The sequence below is a fragment of the Aeromonas sp. 97A genome (genome assembly GCF_051919185.1).
GTDB classification, from domain to species: Bacteria; Pseudomonadota; Gammaproteobacteria; order Enterobacterales; family Aeromonadaceae; genus Aeromonas; species Aeromonas veronii.
In genome coordinates, this window is sequence record NZ_JBQBFF010000001.1 from 2,974,944 (window position 1) to 2,990,833 (window position 15,890).

Below are 15,890 nucleotides of genomic sequence, written 5' to 3' on the forward strand. Positions count from 1 at the left end.
GTCTTCCCCTTGTTACAAATCGGCCAGGGTGATACGGCGGTACACTTCAGGCAGTGCCTCCGGCCGCTCGCCACCAATCCGGACAGCCGCCTGCACCATGCTGGCAGCCTGAGCATATTGCTCTTCAGTCTGAGCGTGGATCATCGCGATCGGCTTGTCAGCATCGACGCTTTGACCCAGGCGGATAAAGTCGGTCAGACCGACCGCATAATCAAGTTTGTCACCGGCAGCGCGCCGACCACCGCCCATGGCGACCACAGCCAGACCCAGTTCGCGGGTATCCATGGCGGTCACAAAACCGCTGTTGGCCGCGAAGACCGGGCGCACGATGGCGGCTTTGGGCAGGTAAGCGTCGTAACGCTCCATGAAATCGGCCGGGCCACCGAGACCAGTCACCATGCGACCGAAGATCTCGGCCGCCTTGCCATTATGCAGCACCGCCTGCAGCTTGGCGCGGGCATCACGCTCGTCGCTGGCCAAGCCTGCAGAGATCAGCATCTCGGCGCACAGCGCCATGGTCACTTCGTGGATCCGCGGGTTACGGTATTCGCCGGTCAGGTAACGCACCGCTTCACGCACTTCCACCGCGTTACCGGCGCTGGAGGCCAGCACCTGGTTCATGTCGGTCAAGAGCGCAGAGGTGCGGCAACCGGCACCGTTGGCCACGGCGACTATGCTCTTGGCCAGCTCTTCGGACGCTTCGAAGGTCGGCATAAAGGCGCCGGAGCCCACTTTCACATCCATCACCAGCGCTTCGAGCCCGGAGGCGAGCTTCTTGGAGAGGATGGAGCCGGTGATCATGGCGATGGATTCGACGGTTGCAGTAATGTCACGTACTGCATAGATACGCTTGTCAGCGGGGGCAAGATCGCCGGTCTGGCCGATGATGGCGACACCCGCCTCTTTCACCACTTTCAGGAAACGGTCGTTGTCGACCGAGGTCTGGTAGCCGGGAATAGCATCCAGTTTATCGAGGGTACCGCCGGTGTGGCCCAAGCCACGGCCGGATATCATCGGCACGAAACCGCCGCAGGCGGCGACCATCGGGCCAAGCATCAGGGAGACAACGTCACCCACACCGCCGGTGGAGTGCTTGTCGACAATCGGGCCACCCAGATTGAGGTGATCCCAGGTCAGCACCATGCCGGAGTCGCGCATGGCGCAGGTCAGGGCAACCCGCTCATCCATGGTCATGTCTTTGAAGTAGACCGCCATCGCCAGGGCGGCAATCTGCCCCTCACCGATGGTGTTGTTGGTAATGCCCTGAACGAAGAATTGAATTTCTTGGGTACTGAGCGCTTCACCGTTGCGCTTCTTGCGAATAATTTCTTGAGGCAAAAACATCTTTCATTCCCTCCGCCATTGCTGGCGTTACACAAGCCTGAATCCTTGCCCGCACACCGCATGGTGGGGGCTAACAGGGCGGACAGCAGTCCGCCCTCTCATCAACCTATTAGTAACCGCTGGTGTTGGCTGGCTTGTCGCCATGCCCCAGAGTGGCCAGCAGACTGGCCAGCAGGCTGGATGCACCAAAGCGGAAGGTTCGGGCGGATACCCAGTCGTTGCCGAGGATCTCTTCGGCCATGGCCAGATACTGACCGGCAACGGCGGCATCTTTCACGCCACCAGCAGGCTTGAAGCCGACTTTCGGATTCTTGGCCTTGATCACTTCCATCATGATGCGTGCCGCTTCTGGGGTCGCATTGACCGGCACCTTGCCGGTGGAGGTCTTGATGAAGTCGGCACCGGCATCGATACAGATCTCGGAAGCGCGACGGATCAGCGCCTCTTCTTTCAGCTCGCCGGTTTCTATGATCACTTTCAGCAGCACGTTGGCACCGCAGGCCTCTTTACAGGCTTTGACCAGATCAAAACCGATCTGTTCATTACCGGCCATGAAGGCGCGATACGGGAACACCACGTCCACTTCGTCAGCACCGTAGGCGACAGCGGCACGGGTCTCGGCCACGGCGATCTCGATGTCGTCGTTGCCGTGCGGGAAGTTGGTCACGGTCGCAATGCGTACGTCGGCTGCGCCGATCTCACGCAGAGTCTTGCGAGCGATAGGGATAAAACGGGGGTAGATGCAGACGGCGGCGGTCAGACCAGCCGGTGACTTGGCCTTATGGCACAGGTCGATCACCTTCTGATCGGTGTCGTCATCGTTCAGGGTGGTCAGGTCCATCAGGTTCAGGGCGCGCTGAGCGGCCACTTTCAGATCAGTCATTCTGTTCTCCAAAGTCTCGATTTAATCCAGATAACCGGGCACCACCATACCATCCAGCGATGGATGCACAGGCAGTAATCCCCAGCTATACGGGAATGGAATTACAGTGCGAAGGCACCGGCACTATCGGGATGCTATTCAAAACACCCTGCAGGCACTGCGACTGTAAATAAGGCAAGAGCCCTGTCACTTTCTTACAAAAGTGCGGACTTGGTTCCATGAAGACTTGAGAAAGGCCGACAACATCTGACCCGACTTCCCAATCAATTCCATTTGACCGCCAACACCCGATTTCATCGAGTATTAGTCATTGCCAGCACCCTGCTGGCAACGCCTATTTCAGCCGAGATACCCCCTGTTTGCAAGCCGGATTTGCCAATTTCAGAGGTACCTCACATCTGGCAAATCCAGGTCTAAAAAAGCCTTACGAAAAGAAACGAGTCAGGATCCAGGAGTAGGCCAATCCCCCCAGATAGACCCCGACGATCCCCATTACCCCGGATAAAACAGGAGGCGCCGGGATCGGCAATTTGAGGAAAGAAAACAACAAACCAACTATAAAGCCGGCCACCATCGCCAGTAGCACTTCATTCATATAACCTCCGATTTGACTCATTTTATTATTAGTTTAGATAGGAAAACGGTTGTCACCGCTCCATACACGAACGCCACGGCAGATGCCGTGGCGTTCGTGTTTATACCCTGTCAGTCAGGCGGCGATTACATGCCGGACAGTGCCAGGAAGAAGCCTGCGATAGTGGCAGACATCAGGTTGGACAGAGAGCCAGCCAGTACGGCTTTCAGACCAAAGCGTGCAATGGTACCGCGGCGGTTCGGCGCCATGGACCCCAGACCACCCAGCAGGATGGCAACGGAGGAGAGGTTGGCAAAACCACACAGTGCGAAGGAGATAATCGCCTTGGTGTGATCGGACATGGCCACACCGTTGATCAGCACTTCGTCTTTCAGGTACGGAGCGAAGTTCAGGTAAGCCACGAACTCGTTCACTACCAGCTTCTGACCGATGAAGGAACCGGCAACCACTGCTTCATTCCAGGGCACACCGATCAGGAAGGCCAGCGGGGAGAAGATCCAGCCCAGCAGCAGTTCCAGAGAGAGTTGCGGATAACCGAACCAGCCACCCACACCGGAGAAGATGCCGTTGATCATGGCAATCAGACCGATGAAGGCCAGCAGCATGGCGCCGACGTTCAGGGCCAGTTGCATACCGGCAGAAGCGCCAGCAGCAGCAGCGTCAATGACGTTGGCAGGCTTGTCATCCAGCTCGGCATCAGCAGAGCTTTCGTCGTAGTTCGGGGTCTCGGTTTCGGGAACCAGCAGTTTGGCGAACAGCAGACCACCCGGTGCAGCCATGAAGGAGGCAGCAATCAGGTACTCCATCTTCACGCCCATGGAGGCGTAACCGGCCAGTACGGAACCGGCAACGGAAGCCAGACCACCACACATGACGGCGAACAGCTCGGAGTCAGTCATCTTGGCGATGTAGGGACGAACCACCAGCGGCGCTTCGGTCTGACCTACGAAGATGTTGGCAGTTGCAGACAGGGATTCGGTGCGGGAAGTACCCAGTACTTTCTGCAGACCGCCGCCCAGCAACTTGATGACCATCTGCATGATGCCCAGGTAGTAGAGCACTGCAATCAGGGAAGAGAAGAAGATGATGACCGGCAGAACACGGAAGGCAAAGACAAAGCCGCCGCCACCGAACACTTCAAACATCTTGTTGCTGACCAGACCGCCAAACAGGAAGTCGATCCCGTTCTGGCCGTAGCTGATCACGCTGGATACCGCGTCGGACACGCCGACCAGGATATCGCGACCAACCGGAACATAGAGAACAAACGCCCCCAGACCGGCTTGAATTGCGAACGCACCGACAACGGTACGGACGTTGATTGCCTTGCGATTGCTGGAGAACAGCACCGCGATAAGGACGAGCGTCGCCATCCCTACCAGACCCATGAACAAATTCATTATTATCTTCCTCTAGTAGCACCTGGCTTGTTAGTTAGTTGTTATTAAACCCAACTAATCAAGGGGAGCGCATTATACTAATTAAAGTCCGATAAAATAGAATGCTGGTCACATTTTATCGTTATCAAAATATCCAAGTGTCACAAAATTAGACAGCAAACGATTTTTACGCTCATTTTTTTTCCTGACAACTAAATCAGGTGTTGCGAAATTGTTTCATGGCTATTGGTCGTGATGGAAAATATGTCGGGCAGTTTCAAATAACACCTTGGCAACATCTGCCGATGGTTCATCTCGCAATGTCATCAATATTTCCGCTATTTTCGGCAGCGCTTCCGGGGTATTCCGGGTGCCTTGCTCACCTTGTAAGGGCATATCGGGCGAATCGGTTTCCAGCACCAGAGCCTCGAGCGGCATAGCCCGAAATACCTCTCGCGTCTTGTTCGCCCGTTCAAAACTGATCACCCCGCCCACCCCGAGTCGAAAGCCCAGTTGCCAGAAAGCCTCCGCCTGCTGCAACGAACCGCTGAAAGCATGGATCACCCCGCCACGAGGCGGCTTGAAACGGCGCAACAGCTTGGCCACAGTGTCATTGGCACGCACCGAGTGGATCATCAGGGGAAGCCCGACATCGGCAGCCAGCCGGATCTGAGACTCAAACAGCGCAAGCTGCCCCTCCTGAGGCACGTGTGAACGGAGGTCCAGCCCGCACTCGCCAATGGCCACCAGCCCTGCAGGCTGGCTCATCACCAACGCTCGCAACCGTTCCATCACCCCCTCCCGCTGTTCACCGGCATACCAGGGATGAATGCCCAGACCGTAAAAGAGGCCGTCATGTTGCTCTGCCAGTGCCATCACACGAGTCCAGTTATCTTCTGCGATGGCAGGAATGATATACTCCGTCACCCCTAATGCCCGACAACGGGCCAGCAGCGCCTCCCTGTCCTGGTCGAACACCGGAAAGTCGAGATGGCAATGGGTATCTATCAGCTGCATATCACTCACACCTGTTTGCGGTATTTAATGGGTCATTGAACATGATGAACAACAGAAACAACGGCTTTACCCTGATTGAACTGGTGCTGGTGATCATAGTGCTGGGGATCCTGGCCGTCACCGCCCTGCCCCGCTTTATCAATATCAAGGATGATGCCCTGAAAAACACTGTCTCGGCGACCGCAGGCAGCTTTGCCAGTGCTGTTCAGCTGGCTCATGCTGGCTGGGCAGTAGCCACACAAGGACAAGCTCTCGCTCTATATAATCTGGGAAGTTTTGGTGCCAAGAATATGGACATCAATCTCTATGGCTGGCCAGTGGGCTCTGAAGAGGGCAGCGGAAAAGGCATAAACGAGACGTATGATTTGAGCAAGCTGCCATCAGACTACATTTCTATTTCTGGAAATGATGACTGCAAGCTTGTCTTCAAGGAGTTACTCGAAACTGAATACACAGTTGTAGCCAGCAATGAAAACCAAGCTCTGATCGACAAAGCAGACTACATATCTACAGTCAGCATCAATTACAAAACTGATGAGCATGGTCAAACCCATAGGAATTGCACCTATATTCTTCGCGATTCTATCGGCCGCTTCCCGGATCACCCCAACGGCCTCGGCTTCGAGTACAACAGTGTTACCGGTGCCGTGACCCGCAATTTTGATTGAGCTCAGCCTCTTCTGCGCAAGCTCGCTCTTTGCTTGAATCATCATCATAACGAACCGGCGAGCAGCAGCGCCGGTTCTCCTGAGTGAGCCCCCACTCCTCGCACCACGCGTCGTAACGGGCCAGCCAACGCAGCAATACCCCTTTCATCGTCACACCTCCGCCAACGGATTCGGTTCAAAAACCATCCTAATCAGAGTCGGCAAGGTGAGCAAGCCATCCCCACTATTGCGGTCGGGCGAGATAAAAAAGAGCCGGTCAGCATGGCTGACCGGCTCTTTTAACATTCTCTGAAGAGGTTATCCGATGAGCGACAGCTCATCAGCCTCACAGACTTTTCAGCTTCTCTTCCGGCAGGGCCAGCTCGTCGTTGTGGTTGACGCCGATACCGCGCTCCAGCACATGACGGGCGATGGCGTGCGCCTCTTCCAGCGAGTGCATGCTGTAGGTGCCGCACTGATACTCGTTCAGCTCGGGGATCTTGGCCTGATCCTGCACGGTCAGCACGTCGCTCATGGCCGCCTGCCAGGCTGCGCCAACACGGGCTTCGTCCGGCGCGCCGATCAGGCTCATGTAGAAGCCGGTACGGCAACCCATGGGGGAGATATCGATGATCTCCACGCCGTTGCCATTCAGGTGATCACGCATAAAACCGGCGAACAGGTGCTCCAGCGTATGGATACCGCGCTCGGAGAGGATCTCCTGGTTAGGCACACAGAAACGCAGGTCGAACACGGTAATAGTGTCCTTGTTCGGGGTCTGCATGGTCTTGGCCACACGCACCGCTGGCGCTTCCATACGGGTGTGGTCAACGGTAAAACTGTCCAATAACGGCATTTCTGACTCCTGATTTGGTTACCAGAACCAGCCCCCGCGGGAGAGCTGACCCTTGCATTGACGGTACTGGGCGCCGTAGCGCTGGGCGCGAGCCTCTACCTTGCGAGAGGTCTTCATCAACCACCCCTTGCTGCGATAGCTGCCACGCCGGTAGCCACCCCACCCTTCGTGATAGTTGAGGTACTGGCCATAGGCATCCCACTTGGAGGTGCCATTGAGCCGCTGGGCTTTGTTAGTGTACCAACCCATAAAATCGATGGCGTCGGCAAAGTCATCGCGGTCACTCCAGCTGTTGCCGGTTTCCCGCTGGTAATCAGCCCAGGTTTCATCTTTGACCTGAGCATAACCATAAGCCGAACTGGCCCGCCCGGTCGGGATGAAGAGAAAATACTGCATCGGCGGCTGGGCATCATGTACGTAAGAGGACTCCTGATACATCATGGCCATCACCACATGGATCGGCGTCCCCCACTTCTCGTTCATCTTGAGCGCGGCCTTGTGCCACTCGGGTTTCTCGCGAAAAATCTGGCACAGATTCTCCGGCTGAGCCGGTGGACGGGTACTGCAAGCAGTCAGGCCCGCCAACAGGCTGGCGACCACCACGAAGCGCAGCCACCCCATCAAATGAGGCCGCACTTCACGCCTCTGGTCAGGTAAAGAGATAGCCAAGGTCAGATCGCGTCTTCGTTCTCTTCGCCGGTACGGATACGAATGACACGCTCCACCTCGCAGACGAAGATCTTGCCATCACCAATCTTGCCGGTACGGGCGGTGTTCTGGATCGCTTCCAGGCAGGCATCGAGATCCTCGTCCTGCACCACCAGCTCCACCTTCACTTTCGGCAGAAAGTCGACCATATATTCGGCGCCGCGATAGAGCTCGGTATGGCCCTTCTGGCGGCCGAAGCCTTTGACTTCGGATACGGTCATGCCGTTGATGCCGATCTCGGCCAGGGCCTCGCGCACATCGTCCAGCTTGAACGGTTTGATGATGGCTTCAATCTTCTTCATGGTGACTCCTTACCAGTTCTGTTTGCCGAACCCGGATGTAATAGGGTAACGGCGATCCTTACCAAAGTTGCGAGCCGTAATGCGGGGCCCGACCGCCGCCTGACGGCGCTTGTATTCGTTGAGATCCACCAAGCGGATCACCTTGCGCACCACCGCTTCCTCGAAGCCTTCGGCCACCATGTCGGCCACGGACGCATCCTCTTCCACATAACGCTTGAGGATGGCATCGAGGATGTCGTACGGGGGCAAGCTGTCCTGATCCACCTGATCCGGCGCCAGCTCCGCTGAAGGAGGACGGTCGATAACCCGCTGCGGGATCACATAGTCAACCGAGTTGCGATATTCGCACAACTTGAATACCAGCGTCTTGGGCACATCTTTCAGCACGTCGAAGCCACCGGCCATGTCACCGTACAGCGTGGCATAGCCGACCGCCATCTCGCTCTTGTTACCGGTGGTCAGCACGATGCGACGACGTTTGTTGGAGAGCGCCATCAGCAGCACGCCGCGGCAGCGGGCCTGCAGGTTCTCTTCGGTGGTATCGCGGGCGGTGCCTTCAAACAAGGGCGCCAGCTGGGCCATAAAGCCTTCGAACATCGGCTCGATGGAGATGATGTTGAACTCAACCCCCATCCGCTCGGCCTGCTCCTTGGCATCTTCCACACTCATCTGTGCTGTGTAGCGGAACGGCATCATCACCGCCTGCACCTTGTCGGCCCCGATGGCATCGGCCGCAATGGCCAGCGTCAGCGCCGAGTCGATACCACCGGATAGACCCAGTACGGCACCATGGAAACCGTTCTTGGTGACATAGTCGCGCACCGCCAGCACCAGCGCCTGATAGGTCTCGGCCAAGGGTTCCAGCGGCGCAGCGGGCTCCCGCTCCTTCACTGGCTGGCCATCAGCAAAACGTACCAGCATCAGCTCTTCGGCAAACGGGGCCAGCTTGTGAGTCAACTCGCCCTGGCTACTGAACACCTTGGAGCAGCCGTCGAAAATCAGCTCGTCCTGACCGCAGACCTGATTGAGGTAGACCAGCGGCAGACCGGTCTGATCGCAGCGCTCGGCCATCAGCTCGCGGCGGATCCAGGGTTTTTCCTGATCATAGGGCGAGGCGTTGATGGTGAGCAGCAGTTCGGCCCCTGCCGCCTTGGCGGCCAGCGCCGGACCCGGCTGCCACAGATCTTCACAGATGAGCAGCCCCAGCTGGTGACCCCGGAATGGCACCACGCAGGTCTCGGTTGCAGCGGTAAAGTAGCGCTTCTCATCAAACACGCCGTAGTTGGGCAAATCCTGCTTGAAGTAACGGGCAATCAGCTGGCCCTGTTCATAGAGGGAAGCCGCGTTGTAGAGCGCCTCTCCTTCACGCCAAGGGTGACCCACCAAAATGGCACAGTTGCCCTGCCATTCGGCAACACGAGCCAACGCGGCTTCGACCCGCATCATCAGATCGGCGCGCAGCAACAGATCTTCCGGTGGATAGCCGGTCAGGGCAAGCTCGGAACAGACCAGCAGATCAGCGCCTTGCTGTTCGGCCTGAGCCGCCGCAGCGAGCACTTTGTCAGTGTTATCTTCGATGGCGCCTACCGTCAGATTCAACTGGGCAAGCATCAGAGAGAGGGCTTTTGCCATGGCGATGCATCTTGAATTCGAAAATGATGGGGAATGATAAAGAAAAGGGGGGCAATCTGCCAGTTCAAGACAGGCGTAACCGTGTGACAGCAACCAGTGAGAAGGATAAGCTGTAGATAGTCACGGAACGACAGGCCTTCGCAGATATGAAAAACGCCGGATTTACCCTGATGGAGTTGATGATAGCCATTGCACTGGGCGTCATTCTGTTGGGGATTGGTATTCCTTCTTTGGGCTCTCTGCTTAAAGACAGCACGGCTAACTATGAAAGCGAGCGGTTGATTAAGCTCCTGCGCTTTGCCCGCACCCAAGCTATCAGTGACCAGCAAACTGTCACCGCATGCCTAATAAACAACGATAACGAGTGTGTTGAACAGGATCCGGTTCAATTATTGGTTTTCATCGATGATGACGGTAATGCCGAGCTGGACGAAGGGGAAGTAGAACTCGCGCGCACACCAGCTTTTACTCCTGATGCCACCATCAGTTCAACCAGACCCCGAGTCTTGTTTGCCGCTGATGGAACCAGCCTAGGTACCAATATGACCGTAAGAGTCTGCATCAGCGAAGAACCCAGAGTTGATGTTGTAATCGCAGCATCAGGTCGCAGCAGTAAATCCGAAACCACCAGCATTTGCCCTTGACCACTATCTTGGCTGCAGTTTCTCTTGCCGTTGCGCAGCCTCAAGATTGAATGGCTGTTCGGTTGGCTGACACTCGATAACTCTCTTCACCATCAGAAGTTGCCCATTCAGTTCAAACCCTTTCTTTTGAAAGACGATTTCAGCACTCTGGCTATCCTTTATCGTTCCCTGAATAACGACATAGGTATCATTTGCCAACTCGACATAGCATTTTCTATCCACGACAGCATAGACATTGACTGCATTTAACAACGCCATCAGCCAGAGGATCATTTTCATTGTGACTCATCCTCATACAGGTATATTTTCTTGGGCGTCATATCCATTTCAGCCTCCTCCGCCCCTTCCGAACACTCCCCCTCGCCGGTACAGCGCTCAGGAACCCCTTCTCCTTCGTCTTTGAGAATCACCTCTTCACCCGGGGCACCACCAATAATCCGGATCTTTGAATCATCACCAGCATGGATCACTAGATCATCGGCCACCTTGTTATTGACTTCCACATAGCGTTCCGGGATTTCATTACCATCCTGATCCACCACATATTTGAAAGAGGTACCGTAATGCATGTCGACCATATACTGCCGCATGGCGCCTATCGACTGAATCGTACACTCCTCGAATGACTGAACCTGCGGCAAAAAAGAGGTGAAATAGAGCTTGCCTTGCAGCACAACCCCAGACCCCATCGACTTCTCTCCTGACTCGGCTAGCCAATATTTCCAACCCAATTTACTGGTAATGGCAGCTCTCAAACTAAGCAGGTCATTGGTGTCCGTGACACCAGCCAGAGGATCAACCGAGACGTCATACAAGTCCGTCATCGTGATAGGGGCCGGAGCAGCAGTGTTATAACTCTTGGTAACTACCCCGTAGTCACGCAACATAAAATAGGCGTTTTGCACGGTAGACTCGGACGATGGGCGGTTTCGATCACCAGAACCAACCAGCACTGCATCGAATGGCCTATCTTTGAACGAGAAATAATCTTCGCCACTAATTACCGTCTTGGTCACTTGCTTGTTTATAGTACGTACCAATACAGGCTGAGTGAAAAATCGGCGGTCATTAGCCTGTACATCATCAGACCCAAGACTGGCAAACTTGAAAATACTCCAGGAGCTAGTACTGGTTGAAGGCATATCCAGGCGCCAGATATTGCCGCCTGTATCACCAGCATAAATTCGGTCAGTTTTCCCATCACCATCACTGTCTAGAGTGGAAACTGACCCCGGCATGCTATCAACCATCGCAGTCACCTGCTTGTTGGTACTGGAGCCAGCTCCAGGTGTTGCGCTGAACACAAGAGCACCACTATCGGCATCGACCATGTAGACGCCCATACCCTTGCTGTCAGAGCTACCTATCCCGACTTTACTCTTATTGGCATCGTAACCACCGGAAAAAACCATCACCAATCGCTTGTTGCTCGGAGGAGCATCCCAAGGAATATAAGCCACCTCCGGTACTGACCAGGTTTCCCCCAGTAATGAGAAGCCCGCAGTCTGACTATTGATCGTCCATTTCAAGCTGGGGGCATCTGGATTGGTAATATCGAGTGCATAGTAGCTACTACCACCCCCTCGTAAACCGAAAAGCAGCCAGACAAAGTCTCCCTCTGATGCCTTGATAACACCATTCCTATTGGCATCCTTGATCAACGCAACCGGTGAAGCATCAACACCGTAGATATGATCGCCAGACTCGGCATTGAGACGTAGAGCTTCTTGCCTGGGCAACAACTCATAGGGGATCATGGCCCAGCTTTCATCAACCGTACTACCTAGATCTTTGAACATATGCAGGAAACCAGCATTGGTTCCCATCAGGATCCGCAAGTCAGGGGTACAGGTGCTCTGGCCTGAAGCAATGGAGCAACCATAATTGACCACCAATGGACGAGAGTGCAGGGGGTCTCCCACTATGTATGGCCGAATGGTGGTACTGGCATCATAATCTTCATCGTCCACATCGACACCTTTTGTCCAGTCGATCTGTCCGTCAAGCTCGGTGGCACTGGCTAACCGCATGTAGCTGGCCAAATTGTCGGCTGAGCCTGCGATCGACACCAAATTGGCTTTGTTAAAGGCATCCAATCGCTTGGGCGATGCAACCGTATTGATCACATAAAGATTGCGATTGGTCTTCTCTGCCAGCATGGCCTGCACGCCGCCCTTGGCAACCAGATTGCCATCCCGTTCCGATGACCAATAGGTCTGAGCCTGATCCAGAATGGAACCATCTACCTTGATGGCGGGCAAACCGTTAACATCTGCCACATACCCATCACCAGACAAAACTAGCTTCTTCAGGTTACCCTTCCAGCGCGGCCCTGTATCAGGCTCGAACATGGCGTAATAGATATTATTGAGGCTGCGAGTCCGGTCAAAGTTGTTAGTGGTAATAGCTGGCGACACCAGAGAGGTGTTTATCCGCAAAATGGCTAACAGGGAAGATCGCAACGCCTGAGTGAGCGCTTCAGCACTGACCGCAGGGTAATATTGACCGCCTCCACGTCTCGCCGTTTCTGCCAGCAGATTGCCCGCCCCAGAGATCGCGTCATCACCAAACCCCACGGTAAACGTGGTAACAGTCTGCTTGCCGGGCGATGAAGTATTTACATCCTTGTTCTTCATGTAGCCAGCCATCGCTGCCAGATAGCTCTTGGAAGTGCCGGAACCATATCCCACTGTTGAGCCGTAGGCAGCCCGTTCATCTGGGCTTAGCGAATCCGTCAACGCTTTTACTGCACTATCAGCAGCCGTATCGCTGGTCGGAGCACCATCAGTGACATAGATGACATAGCCATTATTTGAACATTTGTCATAAGGCGAGGTGTAAGTACCTTCCGGATCTTCAGCAAGCTTGTCCCGCGTACCACCTTGCTTGCCATAGAGCACGGATTGCCCTCCGTAGAAACGGTAGGCTTCATAGAGGGTTTCACATAATGGCGTATTGGTCGTAGCCGACAGGTCTTCCACAGTATTGAGCAAGTCCTGTTCGGCAGTAATGGTGCCGACAATATCGTCGTTACTGAGGATGCGACGCACCACTCTGCCACCATTGGTGCTGGTACTATTGTTGGTATTGAAGATGGCCAAGCCGAAATCAACCCCAGGAGTGGAGGAGATCACCGACTTGACTGCATCCTTGGCGATACGTAAGCGCGATTCAACGGCATAACCCGTCGGCCCGTAATACCAGCGGATATAGTTGGCAGTGTAGAGAGTTACACTGGTATTGCTACCCGATGTGGCATTATTCGCATTAGCTGTGTAATACCACTCGCCGCGAGTGTTGCTGGTTTTGTCGACCGGATAACCATCGCCGACCGCCCCCACCACCAGCGTTCCGTTGAAAGGATTGGCAGGATTGCGGTTCTGAATATCCTGCTTGCAGTCGACAATGGTGATGTCATCTTCGTACTTGCCAGAGATGGTCTCCCAATCCCCCTGACGAGGTAATCCATTGCGATAACTTGAATAGACATACGTCCAGACTTGGGACTGAAAATAACCGACCGTGCTTAGGGGGGTCTTTGATGAGGCGCAAGCATTGATGCTGTCGCGAAAACGCCGAGAACTATTGATGGCGGGCACAGAACCATCGGTCGAATAATAGATATAATTAAGCGAGTTACTGGTATCAGGATCTCGGTTCAGCGCTGGGTAGACAGTGGCAGGATTATACTTTTCCCGCTCCAGCTCCATGGTTTCGGCCATACTGCCAGAGTTGTCGAAGATAATCAGCACCTTGGGCCGATAATCTCCCGCTTTCGAGAAGTCATAGATGAACAGTTCGGTATCATCCGAGTAAGCATCGCTGGCGACAGCTGGCACACTAAGTGCACACAGGGCCATCAGCCACAGTTTTCCATGATGTAACATCGCTGTCGCTCCTATTCAGCCGTCTTTAACAATGGCTGTTCGACTCCAACCGTCCACGTCATAGGACGCCCCTGTTTTCCGTACGTTTGGCTTGCCTCTAGCTCTACATAACGGCAGGCTGGTATGACGTTCTTGCTGGTCGCGTCAAATCGGCGCTTGCACACTGTTTCACTTCTATATTGCATGGTGGCGTTACCCATAGAGCCACTCACTGTTGACGTTGCCGTCGAAACAGAAGGCATCTGAGCAATCTGGGTAGCAAGCCCTGCTTGCTGCATGGCGCCACCTATGATGCCCTCTACTCTGTGTTCGACTTGCTGTAACGCTGCCGCCGCTCCACTAGCACGTAAATCCATGCCCCCAGATTGCATCAACACCACGGCAATCAAAGTCAAAGGGGCCAGAATCACCAGCGCCACGATCAATGCCACGCCACGTGAATGCTTCACTACCCACCTCCCGCCATCACCATGGGATTACGCAGTACCACAGTACTTTCCAGCAACAAGCGTCGAAACCCATCCCCATTGCCAGCCACGCTGATATCTCCCAGTTGATAGACATTGTTGTTGGTATAGCGACTGGATGCCTGCAGCGAGCGCACAAGCAAAAAAACACGGACTGCGATGACCCGCCCCTCGCCCCACTCTTGCGAGGTGACTGCATCTATGGAGGAGAACTTGTCTACACGCCCATCTGGCACATTGCTTGTATCGACCCCAAACAACAGCACCATGCGTTCAATACCATCAACCAAAGCCCCAGATATCAACCAAGAACCGCCATCAGCAGTGAGGATACGCTTGCGCAGTTCAAAACCCCCACGACCATTAGGCGAGAGGTAATAGACATGATGCTGGTACTCCCAAATCTGACGCATCGGCATGGCAGCCTCGGAAGGCGCAGCCTCATTACCTCTGAATAAATGAGCCTGTTGAGTATTGGTGGCCATATAGAAACGATTGGCATCCAGTCCTCCTGTCACCGGATTGCCAATCAGGCGCTTGATACTGATAACATCCGAGCCGGCAACGCGAGTAGAGGATGAGATACAGGCAAAACCACTCATGGTGCCTGCAGCACTGATATGAGTAACCCACAGCGGGCGTACTGGAAAAAGGTTGGAGGGTAGACTCCCTTCATTTCTCTCATCCAGACAGTCATTTGTCACGGCAGCATCAGCAGACAAAGTGAGCTCATCACCCGCAATCAGAGCCCCCCCCGTGAAATCCCCCCAAAACCCGGCCCAGCGTAAATCCTGAGTGATGAGACGCATGGCAATTCGACCATTTTCGAGCAGCTCACTCTGATCGAAGGACTCATTGGTGGTAGCGCGTGAGGCCACAAAAATACTCATCACCCCACCGAGCAGAAAAACACCAATCACCATTGCGATGAGCCATTCAACCAGCGTAAACCCATGATGTTTCATAGCGTCGTCATCAGAACAAACTGACGCCTCGTTAAATCAACACCTGCAATTCCACATGCCGTCGTAATCGTTGACGCAACGCCATTTGCCCCATCATGAGATGATTCACGTCCAGCCCAAAAAATTGAGACCGTCAATGCATTACTGGCTCCCTTGATAATACAGCCGGTGGGATTTTGTAATGTTGCGCCGGCCCCCGAAGCAGCACTTCCCATTAATGACTGTCGCCAATAATAAAGATCGAGATCCCGTAACTGAGCATCGCTACAGCTGCTCATAGTGCCATTTTCATTAGCACAGGATGGCAATGATGAAGTTCCGGCGCTGACAATCCAGGTATTGTTAGCTTGCGACTCCCAGGCTCCACGGTTGACTCTGAGCCTCTCGACCATATCGTTAGCCAACCAGCTGGCAATTGTTCGTTGTCGGGCTTCATATCCGGAAAACTTCGACTGAGCCTGCATAGCAACCAGTCCCAGCAAACCAAATGACAACACAACTGCAGCTATCATCACCTCCAGCAGGCTGAATCCTCTCTCATGTGATGAGACATGAATGGCCATG

Annotated in this window: 16 protein-coding genes; 2 read left to right on the top strand and 14 right to left on the bottom strand. The window is 54.4% G+C overall.

What is annotated here, in order from left to right; all coding sequences use genetic code 11:
• Positions 1 to 12 precede the first annotated feature (12 nt).
• The 5 genes from deoA to ACTG27_RS13355 form a co-directional block, all read right to left on the bottom strand.
• Complete coding sequence (deoA, locus tag ACTG27_RS13335) at positions 13 to 1,344, bottom strand: thymidine phosphorylase (protein WP_439979795.1); 1,332 nt, start codon at positions 1,342 to 1,344, stop codon at positions 13 to 15.
• Between the two features lie 109 nt (positions 1,345 to 1,453).
• Positions 1,454 to 2,227 (bottom strand): deoxyribose-phosphate aldolase, encoded by a 774-nt coding sequence (gene deoC, locus ACTG27_RS13340; RefSeq protein ID WP_005340468.1) that lies wholly within the window; start codon positions 2,225 to 2,227, stop codon positions 1,454 to 1,456.
• 424 nt (positions 2,228 to 2,651) lie between these two features.
• Positions 2,652 to 2,822: a XapX domain-containing protein gene (locus ACTG27_RS13345; RefSeq protein ID WP_005340467.1), complete on the bottom strand. Its 171-nt coding sequence runs from the start codon at positions 2,820 to 2,822 to the stop codon at positions 2,652 to 2,654.
• A 125-nt stretch (positions 2,823 to 2,947) separates the two neighbouring features.
• Complete coding sequence (locus ACTG27_RS13350; RefSeq protein WP_005340466.1) at positions 2,948 to 4,222, bottom strand: NupC/NupG family nucleoside CNT transporter; 1,275 nt, start codon at positions 4,220 to 4,222, stop codon at positions 2,948 to 2,950.
• 222 nt (positions 4,223 to 4,444) lie between these two features.
• Positions 4,445 to 5,218: a TatD family hydrolase gene (locus tag ACTG27_RS13355; protein ID WP_439979796.1), complete on the bottom strand. Its 774-nt coding sequence runs from the start codon at positions 5,216 to 5,218 to the stop codon at positions 4,445 to 4,447.
• A gap of 41 nt (positions 5,219 to 5,259) precedes the next feature.
• Here ACTG27_RS13355 and ACTG27_RS13360 point away from each other — a divergent pair, with 41 nt between their 5' ends.
• The gene (locus ACTG27_RS13360) at positions 5,260 to 5,886 is read left to right on the top strand and encodes a type II secretion system protein (protein WP_439979797.1); all 627 of its coding nucleotides are present in this window, start codon (positions 5,260 to 5,262) and stop codon (positions 5,884 to 5,886) included.
• Positions 5,887 to 6,211: 325 nt separating this feature from the next.
• Here the strand turns inward: ACTG27_RS13360 and luxS are convergent, their stop codons facing one another.
• The 4 genes from luxS to ACTG27_RS13380 are packed head-to-tail and all read right to left on the bottom strand — an operon-like array spanning position 6,212 to position 9,363.
• Complete coding sequence (gene luxS, locus ACTG27_RS13365) at positions 6,212 to 6,721, bottom strand: S-ribosylhomocysteine lyase (RefSeq protein WP_005340462.1); 510 nt, start codon at positions 6,719 to 6,721, stop codon at positions 6,212 to 6,214.
• 18 nt (positions 6,722 to 6,739) lie between these two features.
• A complete protein-coding gene (locus ACTG27_RS13370; protein ID WP_439980521.1) occupies positions 6,740 to 7,342 on the bottom strand; it encodes a transglycosylase SLT domain-containing protein in 603 nt (200 codons plus the stop codon).
• A 50-nt stretch (positions 7,343 to 7,392) separates the two neighbouring features.
• On the bottom strand, positions 7,393 to 7,731 hold the full coding sequence (gene glnB, locus ACTG27_RS13375; RefSeq protein ID WP_005308848.1) for a nitrogen regulatory protein P-II: 339 nt from the start codon (positions 7,729 to 7,731) through the stop codon (positions 7,393 to 7,395).
• Between the two features lie 9 nt (positions 7,732 to 7,740).
• Entirely contained in the window at positions 7,741 to 9,363 is a 1,623-nt protein-coding gene (locus ACTG27_RS13380; RefSeq protein ID WP_439979798.1) for an NAD+ synthase, read from the bottom strand.
• A gap of 146 nt (positions 9,364 to 9,509) precedes the next feature.
• On the opposite strand from ACTG27_RS13380, the gene ACTG27_RS13385 reads away from it, so the two are divergent.
• Entirely contained in the window at positions 9,510 to 10,007 is a 498-nt protein-coding gene (locus ACTG27_RS13385; RefSeq protein WP_041202404.1) for a GspH/FimT family pseudopilin, read from the top strand.
• Between the two features lie 3 nt (positions 10,008 to 10,010).
• On the opposite strand, the gene tapY2 is transcribed toward ACTG27_RS13385, so the two are convergent.
• The 5 genes from tapY2 to pilV are packed head-to-tail and all read right to left on the bottom strand — an operon-like array spanning position 10,011 to position 15,889.
• Positions 10,011 to 10,286 carry a type IVa secretion system protein TapY2 gene (gene tapY2 / locus ACTG27_RS13390; protein ID WP_069529597.1) on the bottom strand — a complete coding sequence of 92 codons (276 nt, stop codon included), beginning with the start codon at positions 10,284 to 10,286 and terminating at the stop codon, positions 10,011 to 10,013.
• Entirely contained in the window at positions 10,283 to 13,894 is a 3,612-nt protein-coding gene (locus ACTG27_RS13395; RefSeq protein ID WP_439979799.1) for a pilus assembly protein, read from the bottom strand. Before ACTG27_RS13395 ends, tapY2 begins: the two co-directional genes overlap by 4 nt.
• A gap of 11 nt (positions 13,895 to 13,905) precedes the next feature.
• Positions 13,906 to 14,343: a type IVa pilus pseudopilin TppD gene (gene tppD, locus ACTG27_RS13400; protein ID WP_041202403.1), complete on the bottom strand. Its 438-nt coding sequence runs from the start codon at positions 14,341 to 14,343 to the stop codon at positions 13,906 to 13,908.
• A complete protein-coding gene (tppC, locus tag ACTG27_RS13405) occupies positions 14,343 to 15,326 on the bottom strand; it encodes a type IVa pilus pseudopilin TppC (protein ID WP_107683790.1) in 984 nt (327 codons plus the stop codon). The genes tppD and tppC overlap by 1 nt, the downstream gene beginning before the upstream one ends.
• Positions 15,323 to 15,889 carry a type IV pilus modification protein PilV gene (pilV, locus tag ACTG27_RS13410; protein WP_005340453.1) on the bottom strand — a complete coding sequence of 189 codons (567 nt, stop codon included), beginning with the start codon at positions 15,887 to 15,889 and terminating at the stop codon, positions 15,323 to 15,325. Before pilV ends, tppC begins: the two co-directional genes overlap by 4 nt.
• Between the last annotated feature and the right edge of the window lies 1 nt (position 15,890).

Excerpts from the sequence above, each read along its gene's own strand:
- deoA (WP_439979795.1), bottom strand. The coding sequence starts at position 1,344 with ATGTTTTTGCCTCAAGAAATTATTCGCAAGAAGCGCAACGGTGAAGCG.
- deoC (WP_005340468.1), bottom strand. The coding sequence starts at position 2,227 with ATGACTGATCTGAAAGTGGCCGCTCAGCGCGCCCTGAACCTGATGGAC.
- ACTG27_RS13345 (WP_005340467.1), bottom strand. The coding sequence starts at position 2,822 with ATGAATGAAGTGCTACTGGCGATGGTGGCCGGCTTTATAGTTGGTTTG.
- ACTG27_RS13350 (WP_005340466.1), bottom strand. The coding sequence starts at position 4,222 with ATGAATTTGTTCATGGGTCTGGTAGGGATGGCGACGCTCGTCCTTATC.
- ACTG27_RS13355 (WP_439979796.1), bottom strand. The coding sequence starts at position 5,218 with ATGCAGCTGATAGATACCCATTGCCATCTCGACTTTCCGGTGTTCGAC.
- ACTG27_RS13360 (WP_439979797.1), top strand. The coding sequence starts at position 5,260 with ATGATGAACAACAGAAACAACGGCTTTACCCTGATTGAACTGGTGCTG.
- luxS (WP_005340462.1), bottom strand. The coding sequence starts at position 6,721 with ATGCCGTTATTGGACAGTTTTACCGTTGACCACACCCGTATGGAAGCG.
- ACTG27_RS13370 (WP_439980521.1), bottom strand. The coding sequence starts at position 7,342 with ATGGGGTGGCTGCGCTTCGTGGTGGTCGCCAGCCTGTTGGCGGGCCTG.
- glnB (WP_005308848.1), bottom strand. The coding sequence starts at position 7,731 with ATGAAGAAGATTGAAGCCATCATCAAACCGTTCAAGCTGGACGATGTG.
- ACTG27_RS13380 (WP_439979798.1), bottom strand. The coding sequence starts at position 9,363 with ATGGCAAAAGCCCTCTCTCTGATGCTTGCCCAGTTGAATCTGACGGTA.
- ACTG27_RS13385 (WP_041202404.1), top strand. The coding sequence starts at position 9,510 with ATGAAAAACGCCGGATTTACCCTGATGGAGTTGATGATAGCCATTGCA.
- tapY2 (WP_069529597.1), bottom strand. The coding sequence starts at position 10,286 with ATGAAAATGATCCTCTGGCTGATGGCGTTGTTAAATGCAGTCAATGTC.
- ACTG27_RS13395 (WP_439979799.1), bottom strand. The coding sequence starts at position 13,894 with ATGTTACATCATGGAAAACTGTGGCTGATGGCCCTGTGTGCACTTAGT.
- tppC (WP_107683790.1), bottom strand. The coding sequence starts at position 15,326 with ATGAAACATCATGGGTTTACGCTGGTTGAATGGCTCATCGCAATGGTG.
- pilV (WP_005340453.1), bottom strand. The coding sequence starts at position 15,889 with ATGGCCATTCATGTCTCATCACATGAGAGAGGATTCAGCCTGCTGGAG.